Raw genomic sequence first — 24,162 nt, forward strand, 5'->3', positions numbered from 1 at the left:
GGGGCCCCTCCACCAGCTTCGCTGGTCCCCCTCCCCATTCTGGGGAGGATTTGGGTTGGCGGATCAGGCGCGGCTACAATGTAATCACCACTTTGCCGAACAAGTCGGGCGAGGACTGGTAGCGATAGGCCGACAACGCATCGGCGATATCGAAGCGGCGGTCGATTACCGGCTTGATCCGATGCGCGTCGACCAGATCGTTCAGCCCCTGCGCCATCGCGCGCGATCCGACGAAAATGCCCCGGATCGATGCGCCCTTGAACATCAGGCCGTGAGGGCTGGTGTTGCCTTCGCGGGTCAGCACGCCGATCAGCGCGATTTCCCCGGCATAGCCCACCGCCGCGATCGACTGCGCCAATGTGCCTGCACCGCCGACTTCGACGACATGGTCGATTCCCCCGGTCAGCCGGGCCGCCTCGGCCCCCCATTCGGGAACGCTGCGATAATTGATCAGATGATCCGCGCCCAGCGCGCGGGCGCGGTCCAGCTTGGCATCGCTCGATGATGTGGCGACCACGGTGGCGCCCACCGCCCTGGCGATCTGCAAGGCCAGCAGCGACACCCCGCCGGTGCCCAGCACCAGCACGCTGCCCCCCGCCCTGAGCGGGCGCGGCCCGGCCATCAGCGCGTTCCACGCGGTTACCCCGGCACAGGGCAGGCAGGCGGCTTCTTCGAAACTCAGGCTGCCGGCGATGGCGATCACCCCGCCGGCGGGCAGCGCCACCAGATCCTGCAACATGCCGGGCGCGCCCGCCGCGCCCAGCGCCACGCCCATGCCCGCCGAGGGCGGGCCATCGTGCCAGCCTTGAAAAAACAGCCCGGCCACCCGGTCACCCACGGCAAAGCCGGTGACCCCGGCGCCCAGCGCGACAATCTCTCCGGCGCCATCGGACAAGGGCACCGTATCGCTGGCGACCGGCCCGCCCATATAGCGGCCCAGCGGGATCGCCTGATCGCGATAGTTAAGCGAACAGGCGCGCACGCGCACCAGCACTTCGCCCGGCCCCGCCACCGGCTCTGGCACATCGCGCAGATGCAGGCCGTCGAGCGAGGTTGCCCCCTGGTTGATGATCCACTGCCGCATCGTCGCACTCCCACCCATCGGTTATTGTATGCCTTGCTTACAATAACCGATGGGTGGGTGTCACCTGCGGATTCAGGCGGCGTAGCGCTGCGACGCCCCAGCCCAGTCGAGCAGCGGGATCACCGCGCTGACATAGTCTGCACGGCGGTTCTGTTCGTCGAGGTAATAGGCGTGTTCCCACACGTCGATCACCAGCAGCGGGGTCAGGCCATCGGCCACCGGCGTGCCTGCGTTCGACGTGGCCATGACCTTCAGCTTGTCGCCATCGGCCGCCAGCCAGCCCCAGCCGCTGCCGAACTGGCCGGTCGCCGCTTTGGCCAGTTCGGCGTCGAGCGCCGCCTTGCTGCCGAAATCACGCGCGATCGCCGCCGCCAGTGCGGCACTGGGCGCGCTGCCGCCGGGGGTCAGGCTTTGCCAATAGAGGTTGTGGTTGAGCGCCTGCGCCGCGTTGTTGAAAATTGCGCGCGATTCGCCCTTGCCGGCGGTGGCCAGAATGATCGCTTCGAGAGAGGCCTGTTCCAGCGGGGTGCCCGCCACCAGCTTGGCCAGATTGGTGAAATAGCCCTTGTGGTGCTTATTGTAATGGAAATCGACGGTTCGCGCCGAAATCGCCGGGGCCAGCGCATCGGGCGCATATGGCAGTGGCGGCTGGACTTGCGGCGAATGGCCGACGGCGCGCGCCGCCGCACGCGCGGGTGCCGCGCCCGCCGCCAGGGCAACCCCGCCCACGGCAACGGCGGCACGCAGAATGTCGCGGCGATTGGTGGTATCCATGATGCGATGTCTCCTGTCGGAACCGTCCGATCTGCGCATATGTCTAGCCGGAATTGGCCGCCATGCATCATGCCATCGGGGGCAGCGCGATCATAGCCTGCCTAACCCAGCTCCGCCACCGCGCGCGCCGCCATGTCGATCGCCAGTTCGGTCGAATCGGTGCCGCCCGAATCGGTGTTGGCAATCGTGATCGCGCCGACCGGCTGCCGCGCCAGCAGATGCGGCGGCGGCCCGCCGGTCTTCAGGAAATCATCGTACAGCGCCGAATACCAATAGGAATAGCCGTGGCCCCAGCGGTTGACGGTCAATCCGGCAATGTCGCGCGCCGGATCGAAGCCCGACGGGCCCAGCGCCGAGGCCAGTTGCGCGCGGGTTTCGCGTTCGAACGTGTCGAAGGTGGTCGCGTAGAGTTCGGCGCGACCTAGGCGGAACTGGTCCTTGATCGGCAGGCCCGGCGTTTCATAGCCGCGCAGCATCGTCAGCACGGTCGGATCGTCGGGCGAGGCCGAATGGGCATAGCCGCCCAGCGACACCGGCTGTTCGAGGATCAGCGAGGCATAATAGCTGCCGGGCGCATTCATGAAACAGGTGCCCGCCCGGTGAAACGCGCGCCAGTTGTTCAGCCAGACATTGACCCAAAGATTGGGCGTCTTGACGTTATAGGCCAGCGCCTCGCGCTGCGGCGCGGACAGTTCGGGGCAGATATAGGGGATCACATAGTTCCAGCACGCCAGCACGCAGTGTTTGCCGCGCGTGCGCATCCGCGCGCCATTGACACCGCCCAGGGTATAGCTGACCTCGACCCCGCCACGCACATTGGCAACGTGATAGGCCATCGCATTGAGGCGGATGCGCGTGGCGTTGCCCGGTTGGTCGAGCACGCCATAATCGACCCGCGCCAGCATCGATTCGCCCGGCGTGCGCGCGGCGAGCGCGCCCGGCACCAACCGGGCGACCAACAGCCGCGCAACCGTCGCGTTGCCTTCGGGGAAGTGATAGCTGGTGCCCGATTCGTCGGTATCATAGGCGGCGGGCAGGCCCAGCCCGGCAAACCCGGGCAGGCCAAACCGCTGATGCGCCGACAGCGCGGTGGTCGACGACAGCCCGCGCCCGCTGCCGAACGTGCGATCGCGCAGATATGTCGCCACCATCGGATCGCACCCCGCCGGGCCGGTCAGGAAATCGGCATAGCTCATGGTGTCGAGCCGATGGACTTTTTCGGCAGCGCTCAGCCCTGGCAGATAGTCGGTGGCGGCATGATAGAGCCGGTACAGATCGGCCCTCGCGCGCTCTGGCAAGGGCGCCTCGGCCATGAATCGCGCCCAGCGCGCATCGGCATCGGGCGGCGTCGTCGGCGAGTAGAGAAACGTGAAATCGGTCCACGGCGCGGGATCGGGCAACAGCACGTCGCGGCCAAACGTGGCGCGGTCGAAAAACACCCCCTGCCCCATGCCCAGCCGGTGATAGAATCCCGGATCGACGGTGTCCCTGGCCAGCGCCGCTATATCGATGCCCAGCGCGCGATAGAGATCGACATGCGCGCCGCTGTCGTGATCGTCGGCAAACACATTGAAACTTCCCGCGTTCGACAGGCGCATGGCGGCACCGGTGCCGAATTCATTGCGTTTGGCATGGCCGCCGAAATCGTCGTGGTTGTCGATCACCAGCACCCGCGCGCCGCCGCCATGGCGCTGCTGATAGAACCATGCCGCCGCCAGCCCGCTGATCCCGCCGCCGACCACGATCAGGTCATAGCTGTCGGCACTCTCGCTCGCCGCCGGGCCGGGGGCAAAGTCATGATCGCGCAAGGCATGCCCGGTGGAATAGGCCCCCGGATAGCCACTGCCGCGCATCCCGGTCAGCGCGGGGGGATAGGGGCCCGAATCGGCCGCCCGCGCCCGTCGCCCGGGTGCCAGCACGCCGGCTCCGGCCATCAGTACCCCGTTGAGGAAATCGCGCCGCTCGATCGGGCGCCCCATGCCAAGTTCGCGGTCGCTGATGGTCATTGTCGCTGGTCCTGCGCGGTTTTTTCAGATCGCTGCAGCCATAGCGCGACCCACTTGTCGGCGCGTCAACTTTGTTCAGGCGCGCGGGGCCACCCGGCGATAACTCAACGCCTCGGCCACGTGCACACGCGTAACCTGGTCCGCCCCGGCCAAATCGGCAATCGTGCGCGCGACGCGCAGGATGCGGGTATAGCCGCGCGCCGACAGCTTCATCGCGGTGGCGGCGCGGGTCAGCAGATCCTGCCCCGCGGCATCGGGCTGGGCATGGGTTTCCAGCAAGTCGCCATCGAGTTCGGCATTGCTGCGCCGCCCGGTCCCCGCCAGCCGTGCGGTCTGGCGCCCGCGCGCCACAGCCACCCGCTGCGCCACTTCGGCAGAGCCCTCCAGCGGCGGCGGCAGTGCCATGTCGCTGGCCGCCACCGGATCGACCTCCACATGCAGGTCGATCCGGTCGAGCAGCGGGCCCGAGATCTTGGTCTGGTAATCGGCGGCACAACGCGGCGCACGGCTGCACGCCAGCGCCGCATCGGCCAGATGGCCGCACCGGCACGGGTTCATCGCCGCTATCAACTGCACCCGCGCCGGAAACGTGACATGGGCATTGGCGCGTGCCACGGTCACTTCGCCGGTTTCGAGCGGCTGGCGCAGCGAATCGAGCGCGGCGCGCTGAAATTCGGGCAATTCGTCAAGAAACAGCACCCCCAGATGCGCCAGGCTGACTTCGCCCGGCCGCGCCTTGGCGCCGCCGCCGGTCAGCGCCGCGATCGAGGCGGAATGATGGGGCGCCCGAAACGGGCGCGCGCGACTGATACGCCCTTCCTCCAGCGTGCCCGCGACCGAGGCCACCATCGACACTTCCAGCGCCTCGGCCGGCGTCAGCGGCGGCAGAATGCCCGGCAGGCAGGCCGCCATCAGCGATTTGCCCGCGCCCGGCGGCCCGATCATCAGCAGGTTGTGCCCCCCGGCAGCGGCGATTTCGAGCGCGCGCCGCGCCACGTCCTGGCCTTTGACCTGTTTCAGGTCGGGCCCGCGCCGGGGCGGATCGGGCTCGCCCGGTTGTGGCGGGGGCAAGGCCTGCGTACCCTTGAAATGGTTGAGCAGGCCGATCAGATCGGGCGCGGCAATCACCGCGGTCCCCGCCCAGCTTGCCTCGGTGCCTTGCGCGGCGGGGCAGATCAGCCCGCGATCGGTCGCGCCTGCGTGCAGGGCGGCCAGCAGGACGCCGGGGCTGGCAATCACCCGCCCGTCGAGCGCGAGTTCGCCCACCGCGACCTGATCGGCCAGCGCCTCGCGATCGATCACCCCCATCGCGCACAACAGTGCCAGCGCGATCGGCAGGTCGTAATGCGATCCTTCCTTGGGCAGATCGGCGGGCGAAAGGTTGACCGTGATGCGTTTGGGCGGCAGCGACAGGCCCATCGCGGCCAGCGCCGAATGGACCCGTTCACGGCTTTCGCCCACCGCCTTGTCGGGCAGACCGACCACGCGAAAACTGGGCAGGCCCGACGACAACTGGCACTGCACTTCGACCGCGCGCGCCTCCAGCCCGAGATAGGCGACTGTCGCCACGACTGCGACCATACGCTTGCGCTGCCCCCTGTTTTCGGCCCAGGGTCCTGCCTAGCGCGCGCAGGGCCCTGCGGCCAAGGGCACGATCTCGCCCATTTTGGCGCGATCACCCCATAGAACAACGTAAACCCGGCATTCACCGCATCCCTTGGGGCGAATACAAGGTCTGTGGCCCAGACAGGGCATCATGCGGTTCCACGCCCTTGCCCTGTCTGTGCTGATGCTTGGCGTCTTGTGCCTGCCCGTTGCGGCGGGGGCAGAGGCGGCAGGGGCTGAGGCGGTGTCGACGCGTAGCTGGACCGATACGGCGGGCGTGGTGTGGACCGAAACCACCCGGGTCGAGACCGGGCCCGAACGCGCCGACCGGTTGGTGGGCGTGGCCGATCACGCCGCGCGGCGCGGGATCGCGCGGTTCGGGCCGTTTGTGGTGATCGACAAGGCGCATGCCGCGCTGGTCGATGCGACCGACGCGGCCAGCCCCGCGCGGTTTGCCGCGATGCTGCACGCCTATCCCGCGATCCGTGTGCTCGAACTGGCCGATTGCCCCGGCACGTATGACGATGCCGCCAATCTGCGCCTGGGCCGGATGATTCGCGCCCATGCCCTGGCCACCAGCGTTCCTGCGGGCGGGTCGGTGCGATCGGGCGCGGTCGAGCTGTTTCTGGCCGGAACCACGCGCCATGCCGCGCCCGATGCCGATTTCGGCGTGCATGCCTGGCTCGATGATGCCGGGCGGGGGCCCGCCGACTTTGCCGCCAATTCCCCGGTCAACCGCGCCTATATCGACTATTACCGCGCCATGGGGATGACCCCCGGCACGGCGGCGGCGTTCTATGCGCTGACCAATTCGGTGCCCAACACCCGCGTGCGCTGGCTGCACACTGCCGATATCGCGCGCTATGTGGCGCTGAATTAGGAGCCTGACCCGAAACTCGCGAAAGGGCGAGTTTCGAAGACGGCACCGGCCCGCTCCCCGCGACGAAGAGCACGAAAACGTCCGGGGGACGTTTTCGCTGAGGAGCCGACCACCCAATAACATACACTTACGTGGGTGGTCGGGTGGGGGAGCGGGCCGGTGCCTTCTTCCTGAAATGCGAGCTTCGGGTCAGACACTAACGCCAGGTTTCGTCGTCGAGCGGATCGTCGATGGCATCATCGTGGCCGCTGTTGTGCGATACGAACACCAGCCCCATCAGCGCGCCGAACAGCATGACCATGACGCCGACCCCCAGCGCGCTGGCGATATACAGGTGGATCGAGACCAGGCCGAATTCGTGGTAGAGCAAGACCCACACCACCCCGATCAAGCCCACCGCCAGTTCCGCCGTCCAGCGCAACATGCCGCGGTAATGCGCCCAGGCCCGTTTGGCCTGCTGCGGGTCGTCGAGCGGGGACGGGCGGGGATCTGCCATGGCAAAACTCCATGCGCCAATCGGCACGGCGCGGCAATCGCCTTGCACCCGGTCGCAGTTGTGTCATGCTGTGCCAACGGCAACAAAAACAGCCGTATCTTGGGGCAGCGAAAGGAGGATGCAATGACGATTGCAAGGCTTATTGCCGGACGGTCCGGCCCGGTCTGGAAAATCAGCGCCGAAGCTTCGGTGGCCGATGCGATCAACCTCTTGGCCGAACATCGCATCGGCGCGCTGCCGGTTGAGGATGCCGGGGTCGATGTCGCGGGGATCTTTTCCGAACGCGACGTGCTCTATGCCCTGCGCCGCCACGGCGCCGAAGTGCTGCAACGCAAAGTGCGCGACGTGATGACCGCGCCGGTGATCTCGGTCAGCCCCGACCAGTCTGCGCTCGAAGCCCTGGCACTGATGACCCGGCGCCGGTTCCGCCACTTGCCGGTGGTCGATGGCGGGCGGATGGTGGCGTTCATCTCGATCGGCGATCTGGTGAAATACCGCATCGAACGAATCGAGGCCGAAGCCGACGCGATGCGCAGTTTCATCCAATCCGCTTGAGGTTGGGCACAGGCCTCCCTATCTAGGGGGTATGAACGCCCAGACCATCGCCTTGTCCCCCAGTGCGGCCGCGCGCGTCGCGGCGATTGCCGCGCGCACGCAAAAGCCCGCGATCCTGCGCCTGTCGGTCGAAGGAGGCGGTTGTTCGGGATTCCAGTACCGCTTTGGCCTCGCCGATGCGCCCGACAGCGATGACATCGTGGCCGAAACCGACGGGGTGCGGCTGGTGGTCGATCCGGTCAGCCTCGATCTGGTGGCAGGTGCGGTGGTCGATTATGTCGAATCGCTGGGCGGTTCGGCCTTCCAAGTCGAAAATCCGCAGGCGGCTTCTGGCTGTGGCTGCGGCGCCAGCTTCAGCGTATGAGTGACGGAACTGGCGGTGCGATCACCATCGCCTCGTTCAATGTCAACGGCATCAAGGCGCGGCTGCCCCGGCTGATCGAATGGCTGGACGAAACCCGGCCAGACGTCGCCTGCCTGCAGGAAATCAAGACCCAGGACGAAGGCTTTCCCGCCGCTGACCTGGCCGCGATCGGCTATCAGGCGATCTGGCACGGCCAAAAGGGGTTCAACGGCGTGGCCATTCTGGCGCGCGGCGAAACCCCTGTCGAAGTGCAGCGCGGCCTGGCCGGAGAGCCGGAGGACGAACAGGCGCGCTATCTCGAGGCCTGTGTGTTCGGCATTCGCGTGGCGGGCATCTATCTGCCCAACGGCAATCCCCAGCCCGGCCCCAAATTCGATTACAAGCTGCGCTGGATGGAACGCCTCGCCGCGCGCATGGCGACAATCTATGCCGACGAAGTGCCCGCCGTGGTGATCGGCGATTACAACGTCATCCCCGACGATCACGATATCTGGGACCCGCGCGCGATGGCCGACGATGCGCTGATGCAGCCGCAATCGCGCGCCGCCTATCGCCGCCTGCTGGGCGCGGGATGGACCGATGCGCTGGGCCTGCACAATCCGCGCGGCGGGGTGTGGACATATTGGGATTACCAGGCCGGCGCCTGGCAACGCGATCACGGGTTTCGCATCGATCACGCGCTGTTGTCACCCGAACTAGCCGACCGGTTGCAGGCCGCAGGCGTCGACAAAACCTTTCGCGGTCGCGAAAAGGCCAGCGATCACGCGCCTGTCTGGGTGCGTGTGGCGCGGTGATCCGCACTGTCTGTGCGACCAGTCGCACGGGGGCAGATCGACTTGAAGCGTTGTTTTCGCTTAAGAGCCGCTTGTATTGTGCGGCACGCATTCCCATCTCGCGAAATCGCAGAGACACTGTAACCGGTTGCGGTGCACATGCGAATGGCAGGCACCGCCGCCGCACGTGTCGATCGATCGGGCCCCTCGTGGCGTCGGCCCGATTTCGGCCCCCTCCCCCCCGGGGGTGCGGCAAGAAGGATGAAACAGACTGGGTATGAAGGCTTTCGGCAAGGAATTTTACCGCGCGCTGGCGATCGGGTTCCTGATCGGGTGCGCCGGGATGGCGCTGAGCGCGAATGGGGTGGCCACCCATGCGCGTGCCGCCACCAGCCACGTACAGAGCGCCGTCCACTAGGCCGGTATCTTTACGCGCGCGCCGGGCAGGCCTATCGTTGAAGCATGACAGGGCACTTGCATCATGATCTGGCGGGCGAGCATCTGATCGACGCGGCGCGCCAGGCGCTGGTCGCCGCTGGTGAACAATGGACCGACATGCGCGCCGACGTGTTCGAGGCGCTGACCACGCGGGCGACGCCTGCATCTGCCTATGACATTGCCGAAAATGTCGGCACAGTGCGGGGCAAGCGGGTTGCCGCCAACACCGTCTATCGCATTCTCGATCTGTTTGTGCGCGCCAACCTGGCGCGCCGGGTGGAAAGCGCCAATGCCTATGTCGCCAATCCGCATCCGGGCTGTCGCCACGATTGCATCTTTCTGATCTGCGATTCGTGCGGCACGGTCACCCACCTCGACGATGACCGCCTGACCGGATCGTTGCGCGAAGCGGCGCGCCATGCCGGGTTTGCCGACGTGCGCCCGGTCGTCGAAATCCGCGGCCTGTGCAGCCGCTGTGCGGCGGCCTAAATTTCCTTGCGCATCCGCTTGAGCGGCACCGGCGCGCCGCCGCGATCGTCCTCGATCTCTTCGATCACGCGATAGCCGGCCGACAGATAGAGCGGAATTCCCGCCATCGTGCCCATCAGTTCGCACGTCGTGAACCCTTCGGCGCGCGCTGCCGCTTCGCAATGGGCCAGCAGGGCCCGGCCAACCCCGCGCCGGGCATGATCGGGATGGGTGTACATCGCGCGGATGCGCGCCGGTTCGCTGGCCGGATCGAGCAGGCGCGGTTCGCGCAAGCCCGCGCTGTGATCCCCGCCATAGAGCGTGGCGCGTCGGCTCCAGCCGCCGCACCCCGCCATCGCCCCCTCGATCAGCGCGATAAAATAGGTTCCATCGACCACCAGTTGCCGATCGAGCCCCATCACCGCCCGGCTCGACACGATCTGTTCGGCAGACAGGAAACCGCGCTGCAATTCACCGATTGCGGCATCCATCACTGTGCGCAGGGCATCGAGATCGGCAAGTGCGGCGGTGCGAAAATGAATGCTGGTCATGATCAGGGGGTTTGGCGGGCCCGGCGCGATGTCGCAATCCCGTTTTGCCCACAACGTGACGTTCGACAGGACCGATATGAGTGTGTATGACGTTGCGATGTCCGCAAATCCGGCCACGCCGCTTCTCGATACGGTCGACACTCCGGCCGACCTGCGCAAACTCCCCCAGGCGCAACTGCGACAACTCGCGGATGAACTCCGCGCGGAGATGATCGCTGCCGTGGGCCAGACCGGGGGTCACCTCGGTTCGGGGCTGGGCGTGGTCGAACTGACCGTCGCCGCGCACTATGTGTTCAACACGCCCGAAGACCAGTTGATCTGGGACGTGGGGCATCAGGCCTATCCGCACAAGATCCTGACCGGTCGTCGCACGCGCATCCGCACATTGCGCCAACCCGAGGGGCTGTCCGGATTCACCCGGCGCAGCGAAAGCCCCTATGACCCGTTCGGCGCGGCGCATTCGTCGACCTCGATCTCGGCGGCGCTGGGGTTTGCGATCGCCAACAAGCTGACCGGGCGGCCGGGCAAATCGATCGCGGTGATCGGCGACGGCGCGATGAGCGCAGGCATGGCCTATGAGGCGATGAACAACGCCGGGCTGGCGGGCAACCGCCTGATCGTCATTCTCAACGACAACGACATGTCGATCGCACCGCCGGTGGGCGGGCTGTCGGCCTATCTGGCGCAACTGGTGTCGTCGCGCCCGTTCCTCGAACTGCGCGATCTGGCGCGGCGGCTGACCCGCCGCCTGCCGCGTCCGCTGGCCACCGCTGCGCGCAAGACCGACGAGTTCGCGCGCGGCATGGCGATGGGCGGCACCTTGTTCGAAGAGTTGGGCTTCTATTACGTCGGCCCGATCGACGGGCACAATCTCGACCAGTTGATCCCGGTGCTGGAAAACGTGCGCGATGCCGCCGAAGGCCCGTGCCTGATCCATGTCGTGACGCAAAAGGGCAAGGGCTATGGCCCGGCCGAAGCGGCCGCCGACAAATACCACGGCGTGCAGAAATTCAACGTGGTGACCGGCGAACAAGTCAAGAGCGCGCCCGGCGCGCCCAGCTATACCACCGTGTTTGCCGATGCGCTGGCGGCCGAGGCCACGCGTGATCCGACCATATGCGCGATCACCGCGGCGATGCCGTCGGGCACCGGGCTCGACCGGTTTGCCAAGGCGCACCCCGATCGCATGTTCGATGTCGGCATTGCCGAACAGCACGGGGTGACATTTGCCGCCGGGCTGGCCGCGCAAGGCATGCGCCCGTTCTGCGCGATCTATTCGACATTCCTGCAACGCGCCTATGACCAGGTCGTCCACGATGTGGCGATCCAGAATCTGCCGGTGCGCTTTGCCATCGATCGCGCCGGTCTGGTCGGCGCGGATGGTGCCACCCATGCCGGATCGTTCGACGTGACCTATCTGGCCAGCCTGCCCAACATGGTGGTGATGGCCGCCGCCGACGAGGCGGAACTGGTGCACATGACCCACACCGCCGCGATGCACGACACCGGACCGATCGCGTTCCGCTATCCGCGCGGCAATGGCACCGGCGTGCCGCTGCCGACGGTGCCCGAACGACTGGCCATCGGCAAAGGCCGCGTGCTGCGCGAAGGCAGCAAAGTGGCCATCCTGTCGCTCGGCACCCGTCTGGCAGAAGCATTGATTGCCGCCGATCAGCTTGATGCACGCGGATTGCCGACCACGGTTGCCGATCTGCGCTTTGTCAAGCCGCTCGATGCCGACCTGATCCGCCGCCTGATCCTCAGCCACGATGTCGTGGTGACGATCGAGGAAGGCGCGATCGGCGGTCTGGGCGCGCATGTGCTGACCATGGCAAGCGACGAAGGGCTGACCGATGCGGGGCTGAAAATCCGCACGCTGCGCCTGCCCGACGTGTTCCAGGAACACGATGCGCCCGACAAGCAGTATGACACCGCCGGCCTGACCGCGCCGCACATTGTCGACACCGTGCTGGCCGCGCTGCGCCACAACAGCGCGGGCGTTCACGAAGCGCGGGCCTAGAGCATCGGGGAAATTCGAGCATCGTGCAAAAAAACGGGTAGCGGTTTTTTGCAATAATCGATGCGAGAACAAACACGCCCTGCGCATGATGCGTTTCAGATTGAACGTATCATGCGCTGGAGAGCGCTTCGCTGTTCAGGCACGGGTATTCAGGTAAGGCCGGGCAGCCAGTACCACGCCCCGATCGGGGTAAGCGTAACGTGCGATTCCAGCCAGGTGAGCGTCAGCCAGAGCGCGATCCCGAACAGCCAGGACAAGCCCAGCCTGCGCCACCGCCGCAGATCGGGCCAGAACGGCGTGCGGCTGGCCCACACCGACCATTCGCGGCCGGTCTGCGCTATCTTCTTGCGGTCCTGCAATCGCGAACCGGCCAGCGCCAACACCACGAAACCGCCAAATACAATGAGATTGCGCACGGTGGGATTGATCAGTGTCTGTTCCACCGACCAGATCGCGATGGCGAACATCATCGGATGGCGGGTGATCAGATAGACCCCCGAGGGCGGCCGCGTCGACAGATCGGCGATCTGCGCGCCGATAAACGCCGGATTGTCGATCAGCGAAGCGACAAACAGGGCCGCGGCAAAGCAACTGCCCACGCTGAACACGATCTGCAGCACAAGATTGTCCGACGACCAGTACACCGGGGCGTGCGGCGCCCGATGATAGGCCACCAGTGCCAGCAACAGCAGCGTGACCGACACCAGACCATAAAGGAGCTGAAAGCCCCCTTCGCCCAGCGCGCCAACCAGAGGCGCCCGCAACGGATGTGACAGCACAAAATGCGTGCCCACAAAGGCCACCACGGCGACCAGAAGCGCAATCAACCCTTCAATCATGCATTCCCGACACCCTGCCCCCGCCCCACCGAAACATCGCGACGAAGCGGTTAATTTCCCATTTGCAACTTAACGACCGTGGTACAATCGCAGGCAAGTGGGAAGCCCATATTAGGTCCATCCCGGATGCCATTCGGCCCCGGGATGACACAATCTGGTCGAGATCAGTTGACCGCGTGCATCAGGCGGCGGATCGGCCAGGCGAGCAGCAGCAGCAGCGCACCGATCCCCACGGCGACCCAGCCGATCGTGGTGAACACGTGCACATACGTATCGAGGCTGAGCTTGGGGTTGGTCACTTCGCCGCCAACCGTATCGACACTGGCAACCTGGGCAATTGCGCCCGCGACATATTGCGCCACCGCGATCGACAGGAACCACACCCCCATCATCAGCCCGACGATGCGTGCCAGCGACAGCTTGGTGATCATGCTCAGCCCGACCGGCGAAATGCACAGTTCGGCAATGGTGTGGATCAGATAGAGCCCGGCCAGCCACCACACCGAAACCTTGAATGCGCTGTCGGCATGGCCCGCGCCCCACACCAGAAACAGAAAACCCGCGCCGACACCGGCCAGCGCCAGCCCGAACTTGACCGGGGTCGACGGTTCGATGCCGCGCCGACCAAGCCATATCCACAATGCCGAAATCAGCGGCGCCAGCGTGATGATGAAGAACGAATTGAAGAACTGCGTCTGCGCGGCCGGCATGGCCCAGCCGCCGATGATGGTCAGATCGGTGTTGCGATCGGCAAACAGTGTCAACGATGACCCCGCCTGTTCGAACAAAGTCCAGAACACGGTGTTGAACGTGATCAGCACCATCGCGGCGACCATCATCTGGAATTCTTCGCGATTGCCGCTGGTCCAGGCATAGCCGAGGATGGCCGGCACCGCGATCAGGAACGTCCCGAACAACAGCTTGCCCATCAGCGGCAGCGCCAGAACATAGCCCAGAACACCCGAACCGGGCACCGCGGGGGCCGCGCTCATCAGGTTCTGGAACAACAGCATGACCAGTGGCACCGCGACCAGCGCCCCGACAAAGATCGGCAGCGCGCGTGCATTGGGCTGGTCGGCCGGGGGATTGCCGAATTGCGCCAGCCGCCCGCCATCGAAGTGGATCAGCGCCCACGAGACCAGCATGCCGATCGCGGCGAGCAGAAACCCGGCCCACCACCCGACCACATCGGCCAGGATCGGGCAGAGCACCTGCGACAGCAGCGCGCCCAGATTGATGCCCATATAGAAAATGGTGAACCCGGCATCCTTGCGCGTATCGCCGGGGCGATAGAGTTCACCGACCATGGTCGAGATATTCGGTTTGAAAAATCCGTTGCCGACCGTGATCAGCGAAATTGCCAGCAGGACCAGCACCGTGGTCAGGCTCGACCGGTCGCCACCCGACTGAAACCGGTCGGCGGCGACCTGACGCACGACATGTCCATCGCCGGCCACCAGCGCGATCGAGCCATCGGCCTGGCCATGGATCGCCAGACGCTGGCGGTCGATCACCACATAGCGCTTTTCCTGCCCGTCGGACGTGGGCCGATCGACCACGTGTTCCTGCACCACGGTATGGCGCACACCGTCGATCTTCGCCCAGGGCTGCGCCGCCTCGCCGCCGAAACACAGCACGAAATAGCCCAGCGCCATGACCAGCGCACCGAATTTGACCGAGCGCTTGGCGCCCAGATAGCGATCCGCCAGCAATCCGCCGACCAGCGGGGTCAGATAGACCATCGCGGTAAAACCGCCATAGATGCCGTTGGTGGTGCGGTCGCTGAACAGGAAATGCTTGGTCAGATAGAGCGTCAGCAGCGCCCGCATGCCGTAATAGCCAAACCGTTCCCACATTTCAGTGGTGAACAGCCGGGCCAGTTGTCGCGGATGGCCAAACCAGGCGGGATCGGATGCCACTGCTGCGGGCTCATCGCCCGCCGTAACCGGATTGTTCAATCTCATGCTCCCGCACCAAGGGGGGCCAGCGCCCGCCGCCTCGGACTTCGCGCGACTCCTAGCGCCCGCGATCTTGTAGGCAAAGGGGCAAATTGTGCACCCGCAAGGCACCCCGGAAAGCCAAAAATCGGCAAATCGCGCAGACTTGGTCTCATTTGGACCAAAAAATGTCACAGATCGGGTCAAACTGCTTGAATAGCACGCAAAACCGGGCAATTTCAGCCCTTCGACCCGATTGTCTCGGCGCTTGCGCTCTGGCATGGTCGAAACGGCACGGCGATTGGGGCGCTGTGCCGGGGGACAGGAAAAACCTGAAAAGGCTTGGGGGATGTCTTTGACATCCGGTGGAGGGACGTACGGATGATCAGATCCGAATTGCTGCAAGCACTCGCGAAAGAAAGCCCGGACATGCGCGGCGAAGAGATCGAGCGCGTGGTCGAGGTGTTTTTTGATGAAATCGGCAAACGCCTGTCCGAAGGTGGACGGGTGGAGCTGCGCGGGTTTGGGGCGTTTTCAACCCGCACCCGCGATCCACGCAAGGGGCGCAATCCGCGCACGGGCGAAAATGTCGACGTGCCCGGCAAGCGCGTGCCCTATTTCAAACCTGGCAAGGAAATGCGTCTGCGCCTGAACGCCGACGGCGATTGAGGCACGATGCGACTGTCGCTGCCTCCCCTTGCCCCGCGCGGGCAAGGGGCGGCAACGGTGGCGGCACAAAAGGCCATAAAAAAGCAAGGCCATAAAAAAGGGGGCGCCAGGCGGCGCCCCCTTTTTTCGTCTGGATCGATCTGACCCGGTTTACTTGGCCGCACCCGCCGGAGCAGGCGCCGCGCCGAGCGTCAGTTTGCCGCCCTTGGAATTGAGATAGGCGATCACGTCAGCGCGCTGTTTGGCGTCATCAAGACCCGCGAACGTCATCTTGGTGCCGGTGGCGAATTTCGCCGGGCCCGACAGCCACTGGTCGAGCGTCGCCGCGTCCCAGTTGCCCTTGTGCGCCTTCAATCCGTCGGAAAAGGCAAACCCGCCCCGGCCTTCGGCAATTGCATCACCGGCAATGCCATAGAGATTGGGGCCAATGCCGTTGGGCGCGCCCTGGTCGATGGTGTGGCAGGCCTTGCACTTGGCAAACACCTTTTCACCGGCGGTCGCATCGCCGACCAGCGCCACGGCAGGCGTTGCCGCCGCCGCCCCGGCGGCAGGCGCCGCGCTGGCCGCGACCGGTGCCGGCAGCGGCAGGTTCGAACCCTTGGAATTGAGATAGAGGATGACATTGGCGCGATCGACCGGATCAGTCAGCCCGGCAAACGTCATCTTGGTGCCGGTGGCAAAGGCCGCGGGCGAGGTCAGCCACTTGTCGAGCTGATCGAAATCCCACTTGCCGGTGTGCGCCTTCAGGCCATCCGAAAAGGCAAAGCCGCCCCGGCCTTGCGCGATCGCATCGCCGACCACCGCCCACAAGTTCGGGCCGATTCCGTTGGCCGCGCCCTGGTCGATGGTGTGGCAGGCCTTGCACTTGGCAAAGATCGCCTCACCCTTGGCGGCATCGGCCTTCGCCAGACGGTTGGCAATCGGTTCGACTGCTGCCGCGCCGCCGCCAGTGCCTTCGTCGGCGCCGGCAATCGCATAGCCCATGGTTTCGGGGCGTTCATGCTTGTCGGCCTGGAAATAGTGGCTGGAAAGGCTGGACAGCCCCAGCGCAACAATGCCGCCGAACAGAGCCCAACCCGCAATGGTATTGAAACGGTCGTCCATGCCCTTCCTCGAATCCCTGTTATGTTGCCGTGCCGACTTCCCGCGCGATCACCACTTTTTGCTTTGTCGCTCCGCTCTAGTGATCGCCCTGCACCCGCGCAAGTGCGTTTGAGCACCCTTTGATCCCGCATGTGCGGCATGCCCGACAGTCGGCGTCCAACGCGGTTTGCCATTTGGCTTGTCCCCTGGCGCCTTCACGCCTAATCGCCTCGGCCCATGGCCAGTTTTCCTGCACCCGCGCTCGCCCTTGTCGAATCAATGACCGCCGCTGCCGCGGCAGATCCTGCCCGCGCGGTTGCGTTTCAGGGCGCACCCGGCGCCAATTCGCACCGCGCCGCAATCGAAGCCGTGCCCGATGGCCTGCCGCTGCCGTGTTTCAGTTTTGAAGACGCGCTCGACGCGGTGCGCGAAGGGCACGCCGCCTCGGCGATCATCCCGATCGAAAATTCGCAGCATGGCCGCGTTGCCGATATCCATTTCCTGTTGCCCGAATCCGGTCTGTCGATCGTCGGCGAACACTTTCTTGATATCCACCATTGCCTGATGGGGCTGGGCCATGGGCCCTTCACCGCCGCCTACAGCCATCCGCAGGCGCTCGGCCAGTCGCGCCATTACTTGCGCGAACGCGCGATCACCCCGCTCAGCCACGCCGACACGGCGGGCGCCGCCGCGTTTGTTGCCGAACTGGGCGATCCGGCGGTGGCCGCGCTGGCGCCCCGGATTGCCGCCGAACTCTACGGCCTCGACGTGGTGGAGGAAAATGTCGAGGACGCGCACGACAACACCACCCGGTTTGTCCGCCTGGCGCGCCAGCCGCTTGACCCCGCGACGATTACGGGCGAGGCGATCACCACCTTCATCTTCGAAGTGCGCAACATCCCCGCCGCGCTGTACAAGGCGCTGGGCGGGTTTGCCACCAATTCGATCAACATGACCAAGCTGGAAAGCTATCAACAGGGCGCCAGCTTTGCCGCGACCACGTTCTATTCGGATGTGGTGGGCAAACCGGGTGATCGACCGCTTGACCTCGCGCTCGAAGAACTTGCGTTTTTCGCAAACAATTTGCGCATTCTGGGCACATATCCCCTGGAACGCGAGCGCGGATAGCATTTCGGGTAGAATCAATACAAAATAAGGTCTGCGCGCTTGCCGCTGGTGTGGCGACATGCCAGCATGGCATTTGTGACGCAGAGCATTCCCCACCCCGGTGCAACGCCCGCTGCCGATGCGGCCTGGGCCAAAGTCCGGGCGATGGGTGATATCCAGTTCACGCCGCTGTCACCCCCGCCCACACCTGTGCAACAAACCCCGCCATGGCTGCGCGCGCTGGCGGCATGGCTGGAAAAATGGCTCGGGCCGGCGGGGCTATGGCTGGCACAGCATTGGCGCGCGATCGAAATTGCCACGGTGGTCGTGGTCGCGCTGGTCGTGCTGTGGGTGCTGTGGTCGGTGCTGCACGACCGCCCGGCCAGGCAGCGCCGGGCCGCCGCCGAGCCTGCGCCCGACTGGCATCCCGATGCGGCCATGGCCAGCGCGCTGCTGGCCGATGCCGATCAGCTTGCCGCAGCCGGGCGCTATGACGAGGCGGTGCATCTGCTGTTGCGGCGCAGTTTTGACGATATTGCCAAGGCCCGGCCCGACTGGCTGACCCCGGCCAGCACGGCGCGCGAAATCGCCGGGCTGGCCCCTTTGCCGGGGGCGGCGCGCTCGGCCTTTGCGGTGATCTCGGGTGAAGTCGAACGCAGCCGCTATGCGCTTGCACACCTCGACCATCCCGACTGGCTACGCGCCCGCGCCGCCTATGCCGCGTTTGCGGTGCCTGCCGCGCCATGAATACCGTCGACAACCCCGCTGCCTTTGGCCCCCGCCGCACTTTGGCGATGATCGTCGCCGGATTTGTCGCGTTTATCGTATTGCTAGCGTGGCTGGGGGTGGGCGAACCGCCGGGCAACAACGGCGGCGCGCACGCGCTGGGCAAGGGCATCGCCGGCTATGCCGCGCTGGCCACGATGCTGGCCGAGGAAGGACAGCAAGTCGGCTACAACCGGGTGCCCAAGCGGGTGGGCGGGCGCGAATTGCTGGTGCTGACCCCGCTGGCCAATGCCGACGCCAGGGATATGGCACGCCTGGCCACGGTTCGGCGGGCGGGGATGGGGCCGACCGTGGTGGTCACCCCCAAATGGTTCACCATCCGGTTGGGCAGCGATCCGCGTGTGCCGCCAAGCCTGTGGACGCGCACCTTCGGCCCCCCCCGCGCGCCTGCCGGGTGGACCACCATCGTGGCCACTCAACCGCCGCAATGGCGGGGCTTTCTCGACCATGTGAACGTCACGCTGGGCCAGGCCAAAGGCCCCCCGGCAGGGGGCTGGCGCAGCGGCGACGGCGCCTCGGGACCTTTGCCCGATGAACATGTGGTGCTGTCAGGGGGCGGCAGCGATGATGCGGGCGCGCCGCTGGTGCCGCTGGTGCGCAGTGGCGACGGACGGATTCTGGCGGGCTATTTCGCCGATGGCGGCGCCTATCCCGCGCTCGATGCGATGGCTGGCGTCGATCCCACCGGCAGCGATGCCGCCCGTCAGCCGCTGATCATCGTGTTCGAGCCCGACTTGCTGAACAATCGCGGGATGGCCGATGCGGCGACTGCGCGCAATGCCCGCCGGCTGATCCTGGCGGCGGCCGGGCGCGGGGTGCCGCGCGTGGTGTTCGACGTGTCGCTGGCCGGGCTGGGCGCGCCGCGCAATCTGCTGACGCTGGCGTTTACGCCTCCGTTTCTGGCCGCGACGATCGGCCTGATCCTGGCCATGGCCGGGGTGATCTGGCGCGGGTTCGTGCGGTTTGGCCCGGCGCGGATCGACGCTGTCGGTGTGCCCGCAGGCAAAGCCGCGCTGGTCGGTGGCGGCGCGGCGCTGCTGCTGCGCGCGCGGCGCCATCACTTGCTCGCGCAGCCCTATGTCGATGCCACGCGCGAACGGCTGGCGCGCGCGCTCGGTCTGCCGAGACCGCGCACGCCCACGCAGACCGACGCGGCGATCGTGCGCATCCAGCACGAGGTGGCGCCCGACAGCGTGCCGTTTGACGATGTCGTCACCAAGCTGCTCGCCGCCACCGGCCCGCACGCCCTTGCCGCGCAGGCTGCCGAGCTTCACGCCATCGAAAACGCCTTGTTCCAGAAAGAGAGATCATGACACCAGACGATGTGCGTGCGCTTGCAACCGCGATCCGGGGCGAAGTGGCCAAGGCGATTGTCGGGCAGGATGACGTGATCGATCACTTGCTGATCGCGCTGTTTTCGGGCGGGCATGTCCTGCTCGAAGGGCCGCCGGGCACTGCCAAGACCCTGCTCGCGCAGAGCTTTGCCGCCGCGCTGGGGCTCGATTTCGGGCGCATCCAGTTCACGCCCGACTTGCTGCCCGGCGATATCCTGGGATCGAACTTGTTCAATTTCCAGACCAGCCAGTTCACCCTGACGCGCGGGCCGATCTTCTGCGAGCTGCTGCTGGCCGACGAAATCAACCGCACCCCGCCCAAGACGCAGGCCGCCCTGCTCGAAGCGATGCAGGAACGCCGCGTCACGCTCGATGGCGTGGCGCACAGCCTGTCAGACCGATTTACCGTGATCGCCACGCAAAACCCGATCGAAAGCCAGGGTGTCTATCCGCTGCCCGAGGCACAGCTTGACCGGTTTGTGTTCAAGGTGCTGGTCGAATATCCCGCCGCCGCCGACGAGGCCGCGATTGTCCGGCGCTATGCCCGGGGAGGCGGCACGCCGCGCCCCGCCGCGCTGGGTGTGACCGCGGTGACCGATGCCGCGCAATTGGGCGTGGCGATCGCCGCCACCGGGGCCGTGACCATTGCCGACAGCATTGTCGATTACGTCGTGCGGCTGGTGCGTGCCACGCGTGACAGCGGCGATCTGGTGTCGGGCGCATCGCCGCGTGCCGCTGTGCTGCTGGCAGGTGCGGCGCGGGCGCGCGCCGCGCTGGACGGGCGCGCCTATGTGGTGCCCGACGATGTCAAGGCGCTGGCCACCGCGGTGCTGCGCCACCGCCTGCTGCTGTCGCCCGCCGCCGAAATCGAGGGCCGCACGGTCGAGGCGATTGTCGCCGATCTGATCACCCGCACCGAGGCCCCGCGCTGAGCGTGACGGAAAGCACCACCCCGATCCGGCCGCGCCGGGCCAGCCTGGCCCCCAGCGCGCGCGCGATCCGGCTGACCGTGCTGATCGCGCTGGCCGCGCTGGTGGTGGCGGCACTGGCACCGGGCGCGTGGGTGGCGGGCCCGGCCGCGGGCGCCGTGCTGGTCGTGCTGGTGCTGGCCGACGGCGTGCTGGCGGGCGGGATGGTGGCGTTGCGCGTGGTCGCCCCACCCCATGGCGAAGTGGGTGAACCCCTGCCGATCCGCATCGAGGCCCAGCTTGTGCGCGGCTATGCATGGACGCAGCCGATGGTCGCGCTGGCCACCGATCCCCGGCTGTGCCCCGGCGGGCGGCTCGATGTGGCACTGGCGCAAGCCGACGACGGGCGCTGGGCCGGCACCGGCCTGCCAGTTCCGGCGCGGCGCGGTACGGGGCAGATTGCACGCGGCTGGTTGCGCTGGCGTGGGCCGCTTGGTCTGGCCCATCGCCAGCATGTGGCGAACCTCGATCTGGCGGTGCGGGTGCGGCCCAATATCGCCCCGGCGCGCGGCAAGGCCTTGCAGATCTATTTGCGCGAGGCCGGGTTTGGCCAGGTTGCGCGGCGCATTCGCGGCGATGGCAGCGAATTCGAGGCGCTGGCCGAATACCAGCCGGGGATGGACCGGCGGCGGATTGAATGGAAGGCATCGGGCCGCCACGCCCGCCTGCTAGCACGCGAATACGAGATCGAGCGCAACAACCAGATCGTGCTGGCGTTCGATTGCGGGCAGGCGATGTGCGAGCCGATCGGCGGGATCGCGCGCATCGATCGGGCAGTCACCGCCGCGCTGACCACCGGGTGGGTCGCGCTGAAGGCCGAAGACCGCGTCGCGCTGTTCGGGTTTGCCGCAAGGCCGCTGGTGATGAGCCCGTTCGTCACCGCCCCGCACCAGTTCCACCGCTTGCAGGATGCCGCCGCCGCGCTCGATTACACTACGCAGGATGCCAATTTCACGCTGGCCATGGCGACGCTCGCCACGCGGCTGCAACGCCGGTCGCTGATCGTGATGTTCGCCGATTTCAGCGATCCGACCGGCGCCGAACTGATGATCGAAATGGTCGGGCAACTGGTGCGCCGCCACCGCGTGCTGTTTGTCGTGATGCGCGATGAAGATCTCGACCGGTTGGCCGAGGCCGCCATCACCGGTCCCGGCGACGTGGCGCGCGCGGTCGTCGCACAAGCGCTGATCCGCCAGCGTGCGCTGGTGCTGACACGGTTGCGCCAGGCCGGGGTCGATGTGGTCGAAGCCCCGTGGCAGACCATTGGCCCGCGCCTGCTGGAAACCTATCTGGCGATCAAGCGCGAGGGCAGCATCGGATGAGCACGATCCTTCCGCGCTGGTTTTCCAGACGCGACACGGCAGCGATTGCCGCCGCCCAACAGGCCAGTTTGCGATCGGACCGGTTCCGGCTGGAGCGTGAAGCCGACTGGCGGCGGCTGGAAACGATCGTCGCGCGGATCGAGGCAGGCCGCCTGCGCGCGATCAGCGACGATGATCTGGTCGCGCTGCCGGCGCTCTATCGCACATTGGTGTCCAGCCTGTCGGTGGCGCGCGACACCACGCTCGATGCCGCAACGCTGGCCTATCTCGAAGCGCTGGCGCAGCGCGCATGGTTTGTGGTCTATGGGCCGGAGATCACCTTTCGCGGCTGGTTGCGGCGCTTTTTCGGCGGCGGGTGGAGCGCGGCGGTGCGCGCGATCGGCCCCGATATTCTGATCGCGCTGGCGATCATGATCATCGGCACGGTGATCGGCTGGCTGCTGGTGGCGAACGATCCCGACTGGTTCTACGCCTTGATGCCCGCACAACCGGGGGATCCGCGTGTGCCCGGTGCCAGCCATGCGGCGCTGCTGGGATCGCTGTTCGGCAAAGGCCAGAAATCGGGTCTGGCGATGTTTGCCGCCTATCTGTTCAGCAACAACGCACAAGTGTCGATCCTGTGCTTTGCGCTGGGCTTTGCGTTTGGCCTGCCGACGATCCTGCTGCTGGTGCACAACACCGCGCTGCTGGGGGCGCTGCTGTGGCTGTACCATGGCCAGGGCCTGACGCTCGACCTGATCGGGTGGCTGTCGGTGCATGGAACGACCGAACTGTTCGCGATCATGCTGGCCGGCGCCAGCGGTATTCATATCGGCCGCGCAATGGCCTTTCCGGGACAGCGCGCGGTGCTCGATGCCGCGGCGCAAGCGGGACGGCGCACCGCCACGGTGATGATCGGGGTGGTGCTGATGCTGATCGTGGCCGGACTGCTTGAAGGCTTTGCCCGCCAGTTGATCAATGCCACCGCGCCCCGGCTGATGCTGGGCGGGGCCATGCTGGTGTGGTGGCTGGGCTATTTCTTTATCTATCGCGGCAAGGGGGCGCGGCGCTGATGGCGCGGTGGCCATGGCAACGCGCCACAGGCGCACGGCCGGTGGGCAAGGCACGGCGCACCCGTGAAGTGGTGACCGCCGAGGGCCTGCGCCTGACGCTGACACTGGCACCGCGCGGCAGCCGGGTGGCCGCGCTGCTGATCGATCTGGTGATGATGTTCATGATCATGCTGGCCACGGGCGTCGTGTTGAGCCGCCTGTCGCATGGCGCGTTTGCGGGCGTACGAAAACCACAAAATGCCGGTTTGCAGGGCCTGATCGAAACGTTGCAGGTGCTGTGGATTCTGGCGCTGTTCCTGGTGCCCAATGTGTGGTTCGTGTGGTTCGAACTGGGCGCGCGCGGGGCGACGCCGGGCAAACGGCTGCTGGGCATCCGCATCGCCGCGCGACCCGCCCGCGACGGCACGGCCGCGCGGCTGAAGGCCGAGGCAGTGATCGCGCGCAACCTGTTGCGCAACATCGAACTGTTCATGCCGGTAGTGTTCATCGCCGGGGCGCTGAACGCGGGCAGCGATACCACACTGGCGGGCTGGGCGGCGCTGGTGTGGTTCGGCATCTTTGCGCTGTTTCCGTTTCTCAACCGCGATGCCTTGCGCGGGGGCGACGTGATCGCGGGCACCTGGGTGGTCGAAGTGCCACGCCACCGGCTGGGCGATGCGATGTCGCTGGGCCAGGGCGCGCAAGGGATCAGCACGTTGACCGGCGCGCAATACCGGTTCAGCGAGGCGGAGCTGGCGATTTACGGCGAATATGAATTGCAGGTGCTTGAACGCGTGCTGCGCGACACGTCGCAGGCCCAGGCCAAGGCATTGCAGGACGTGTCCCAAGCGATCTGCGCCAAGATCGGCTGGACCAGCGGCGCAGGCGACGAGCGCGCGTTTCTGGAGGCCTATTACACCCAGTTACGCGCCCGTCTGGAAACCGGCATGCGGCTGGGCAAGCGCAAGGCCGACAAACACGATGGGGGCTGAGAGTCTGATCGGAAATTCCGGCTTCGCCGAAATTTCCGAAGGCCGCACCGGCCCGCTCCCCCACCCCACCACCCAATAAC

General features: G+C 66.3%; 24 protein-coding genes. 15 read left to right on the forward strand and 9 right to left on the reverse strand.

The genetic code is table 11. From position 1 onward, the window contains the following. Positions 1-73: 73 nt before the first annotated feature. The 4 genes from AQZ49_RS12365 to AQZ49_RS12380 form a co-directional block, all read right to left on the reverse strand. On the reverse strand, positions 74-1,084 hold the full coding sequence (locus tag AQZ49_RS12365; protein WP_067616136.1) for a zinc-dependent alcohol dehydrogenase family protein: 1,011 nt from the start codon (positions 1,082-1,084) through the stop codon (positions 74-76). A 72-nt stretch (positions 1,085-1,156) separates the two neighbouring features. Then, entirely contained in the window at positions 1,157-1,858 is a 702-nt protein-coding gene (locus tag AQZ49_RS12370; RefSeq protein ID WP_067615983.1) for a superoxide dismutase, read from the reverse strand. 101 nt (positions 1,859-1,959) lie between these two features. Continuing rightward, entirely contained in the window at positions 1,960-3,864 is a 1,905-nt protein-coding gene (locus AQZ49_RS12375) for an NAD(P)/FAD-dependent oxidoreductase (protein WP_067615985.1), read from the reverse strand. Positions 3,865-3,939: 75 nt separating this feature from the next. Next, positions 3,940-5,445 (reverse strand): YifB family Mg chelatase-like AAA ATPase, encoded by a 1,506-nt coding sequence (locus AQZ49_RS12380; RefSeq protein WP_067615987.1) that lies wholly within the window; start codon positions 5,443-5,445, stop codon positions 3,940-3,942. A gap of 175 nt (positions 5,446-5,620) precedes the next feature. Between AQZ49_RS12380 and AQZ49_RS12385 the strand changes: the two genes are divergently transcribed. After that, positions 5,621-6,349 (forward strand): hypothetical protein, encoded by a 729-nt coding sequence (locus AQZ49_RS12385; protein ID WP_067615989.1) that lies wholly within the window; start codon positions 5,621-5,623, stop codon positions 6,347-6,349. A 196-nt stretch (positions 6,350-6,545) separates the two neighbouring features. On the opposite strand, the gene AQZ49_RS12390 is transcribed toward AQZ49_RS12385, so the two are convergent. Continuing rightward, positions 6,546-6,845 carry a hypothetical protein gene (locus AQZ49_RS12390; protein ID WP_067615991.1) on the reverse strand — a complete coding sequence of 100 codons (300 nt, stop codon included), beginning with the start codon at positions 6,843-6,845 and terminating at the stop codon, positions 6,546-6,548. A 123-nt stretch (positions 6,846-6,968) separates the two neighbouring features. On the opposite strand from AQZ49_RS12390, the gene AQZ49_RS12395 reads away from it, so the two are divergent. The 5 genes from AQZ49_RS12395 (at position 6,969) to AQZ49_RS12410 (ending at position 9,464) form a co-directional block, all read left to right on the forward strand. Next, complete coding sequence (locus AQZ49_RS12395; RefSeq protein WP_067615993.1) at positions 6,969-7,400, forward strand: CBS domain-containing protein; 432 nt, start codon at positions 6,969-6,971, stop codon at positions 7,398-7,400. Between the two features lie 31 nt (positions 7,401-7,431). Beyond that, a complete protein-coding gene (erpA, locus tag AQZ49_RS12400) occupies positions 7,432-7,764 on the forward strand; it encodes an iron-sulfur cluster insertion protein ErpA (protein ID WP_067615995.1) in 333 nt (110 codons plus the stop codon). A gap of 20 nt (positions 7,765-7,784) precedes the next feature. Further along, positions 7,785-8,558, forward strand: a complete 774-nt coding sequence (gene xth / locus AQZ49_RS12405) for an exodeoxyribonuclease III (protein ID WP_067616138.1) — start codon at positions 7,785-7,787, stop codon at positions 8,556-8,558. Between the two features lie 256 nt (positions 8,559-8,814). Beyond that, on the forward strand, positions 8,815-8,955 hold the full coding sequence (locus AQZ49_RS22570) for a hypothetical protein (protein ID WP_197411024.1): 141 nt from the start codon (positions 8,815-8,817) through the stop codon (positions 8,953-8,955). Positions 8,956-8,999: 44 nt separating this feature from the next. After that, the gene (locus AQZ49_RS12410; RefSeq protein WP_067615997.1) at positions 9,000-9,464 is read left to right on the forward strand and encodes a Fur family transcriptional regulator; all 465 of its coding nucleotides are present in this window, start codon (positions 9,000-9,002) and stop codon (positions 9,462-9,464) included. Here the strand turns inward: AQZ49_RS12410 and AQZ49_RS12415 are convergent. Then, positions 9,461-9,994, reverse strand: a complete 534-nt coding sequence (locus tag AQZ49_RS12415; protein WP_067615999.1) for a GNAT family N-acetyltransferase — start codon at positions 9,992-9,994, stop codon at positions 9,461-9,463. The genes AQZ49_RS12410 and AQZ49_RS12415 overlap by 4 nt on opposite strands. A 97-nt stretch (positions 9,995-10,091) precedes the next feature. Here AQZ49_RS12415 and dxs point away from each other — a divergent pair, with 97 nt between their 5' ends. After that, on the forward strand, positions 10,092-12,014 hold the full coding sequence (gene dxs / locus AQZ49_RS12420; protein WP_067616141.1) for a 1-deoxy-D-xylulose-5-phosphate synthase: 1,923 nt from the start codon (positions 10,092-10,094) through the stop codon (positions 12,012-12,014). A gap of 149 nt (positions 12,015-12,163) precedes the next feature. On the opposite strand, the gene AQZ49_RS12425 is transcribed toward dxs, so the two are convergent. Then, positions 12,164-12,853: an NnrU family protein gene (locus AQZ49_RS12425; protein WP_067616001.1), complete on the reverse strand. Its 690-nt coding sequence runs from the start codon at positions 12,851-12,853 to the stop codon at positions 12,164-12,166. A gap of 164 nt (positions 12,854-13,017) precedes the next feature. Beyond that, positions 13,018-14,817 (reverse strand): peptide MFS transporter, encoded by a 1,800-nt coding sequence (locus AQZ49_RS12430; RefSeq protein WP_067616003.1) that lies wholly within the window; start codon positions 14,815-14,817, stop codon positions 13,018-13,020. A gap of 354 nt (positions 14,818-15,171) precedes the next feature. Between AQZ49_RS12430 and AQZ49_RS12435 the strand changes: the two genes are divergently transcribed. Beyond that, the gene (locus AQZ49_RS12435; RefSeq protein WP_067616005.1) at positions 15,172-15,459 is read left to right on the forward strand and encodes an integration host factor subunit beta; all 288 of its coding nucleotides are present in this window, start codon (positions 15,172-15,174) and stop codon (positions 15,457-15,459) included. Positions 15,460-15,609: 150 nt separating this feature from the next. Here AQZ49_RS12435 and AQZ49_RS23000 read toward each other — a convergent pair whose 3' ends face one another. Beyond that, entirely contained in the window at positions 15,610-16,563 is a 954-nt protein-coding gene (locus AQZ49_RS23000) for a c-type cytochrome (RefSeq protein ID WP_082701739.1), read from the reverse strand. Positions 16,564-16,779: 216 nt separating this feature from the next. Here AQZ49_RS23000 and AQZ49_RS12445 point away from each other — a divergent pair, with 216 nt between their 5' ends. The 7 genes from AQZ49_RS12445 (at position 16,780) to AQZ49_RS12475 (ending at position 24,082) form a co-directional block, all read left to right on the forward strand. Then, positions 16,780-17,670, forward strand: a complete 891-nt coding sequence (locus AQZ49_RS12445; RefSeq protein ID WP_067616007.1) for a prephenate dehydratase — start codon at positions 16,780-16,782, stop codon at positions 17,668-17,670. 66 nt (positions 17,671-17,736) lie between these two features. Then, positions 17,737-18,396: a hypothetical protein gene (locus AQZ49_RS12450; protein ID WP_067616143.1), complete on the forward strand. Its 660-nt coding sequence runs from the start codon at positions 17,737-17,739 to the stop codon at positions 18,394-18,396. Next, positions 18,393-19,748 carry a hypothetical protein gene (locus AQZ49_RS12455; protein ID WP_067616009.1) on the forward strand — a complete coding sequence of 452 codons (1,356 nt, stop codon included), beginning with the start codon at positions 18,393-18,395 and terminating at the stop codon, positions 19,746-19,748. The genes AQZ49_RS12450 and AQZ49_RS12455 overlap by 4 nt, the downstream gene beginning before the upstream one ends. Next, a complete protein-coding gene (locus tag AQZ49_RS12460) occupies positions 19,745-20,701 on the forward strand; it encodes an AAA family ATPase (protein ID WP_067616011.1) in 957 nt (318 codons plus the stop codon). Before AQZ49_RS12455 ends, AQZ49_RS12460 begins: the two co-directional genes overlap by 4 nt. Before the next feature lie 2 nt (positions 20,702-20,703). Further along, positions 20,704-22,059 carry a DUF58 domain-containing protein gene (locus tag AQZ49_RS12465; protein WP_231739211.1) on the forward strand — a complete coding sequence of 452 codons (1,356 nt, stop codon included), beginning with the start codon at positions 20,704-20,706 and terminating at the stop codon, positions 22,057-22,059. Then, on the forward strand, positions 22,056-23,111 hold the full coding sequence (locus AQZ49_RS12470; RefSeq protein ID WP_067616013.1) for a stage II sporulation protein M: 1,056 nt from the start codon (positions 22,056-22,058) through the stop codon (positions 23,109-23,111). Before AQZ49_RS12465 ends, AQZ49_RS12470 begins: the two co-directional genes overlap by 4 nt. Beyond that, on the forward strand, positions 23,111-24,082 hold the full coding sequence (locus tag AQZ49_RS12475) for an RDD family protein (RefSeq protein WP_067616015.1): 972 nt from the start codon (positions 23,111-23,113) through the stop codon (positions 24,080-24,082). Before AQZ49_RS12470 ends, AQZ49_RS12475 begins: the two co-directional genes overlap by 1 nt. The last annotated feature ends 80 nt before the right edge of the window (positions 24,083-24,162 follow it).

Origin of the sequence: Novosphingobium sp. FSW06-99 (assembly GCF_001519065.1) — a bacterium.
GTDB lineage: Bacteria > Pseudomonadota > Alphaproteobacteria > Sphingomonadales > Sphingomonadaceae > Novosphingobium.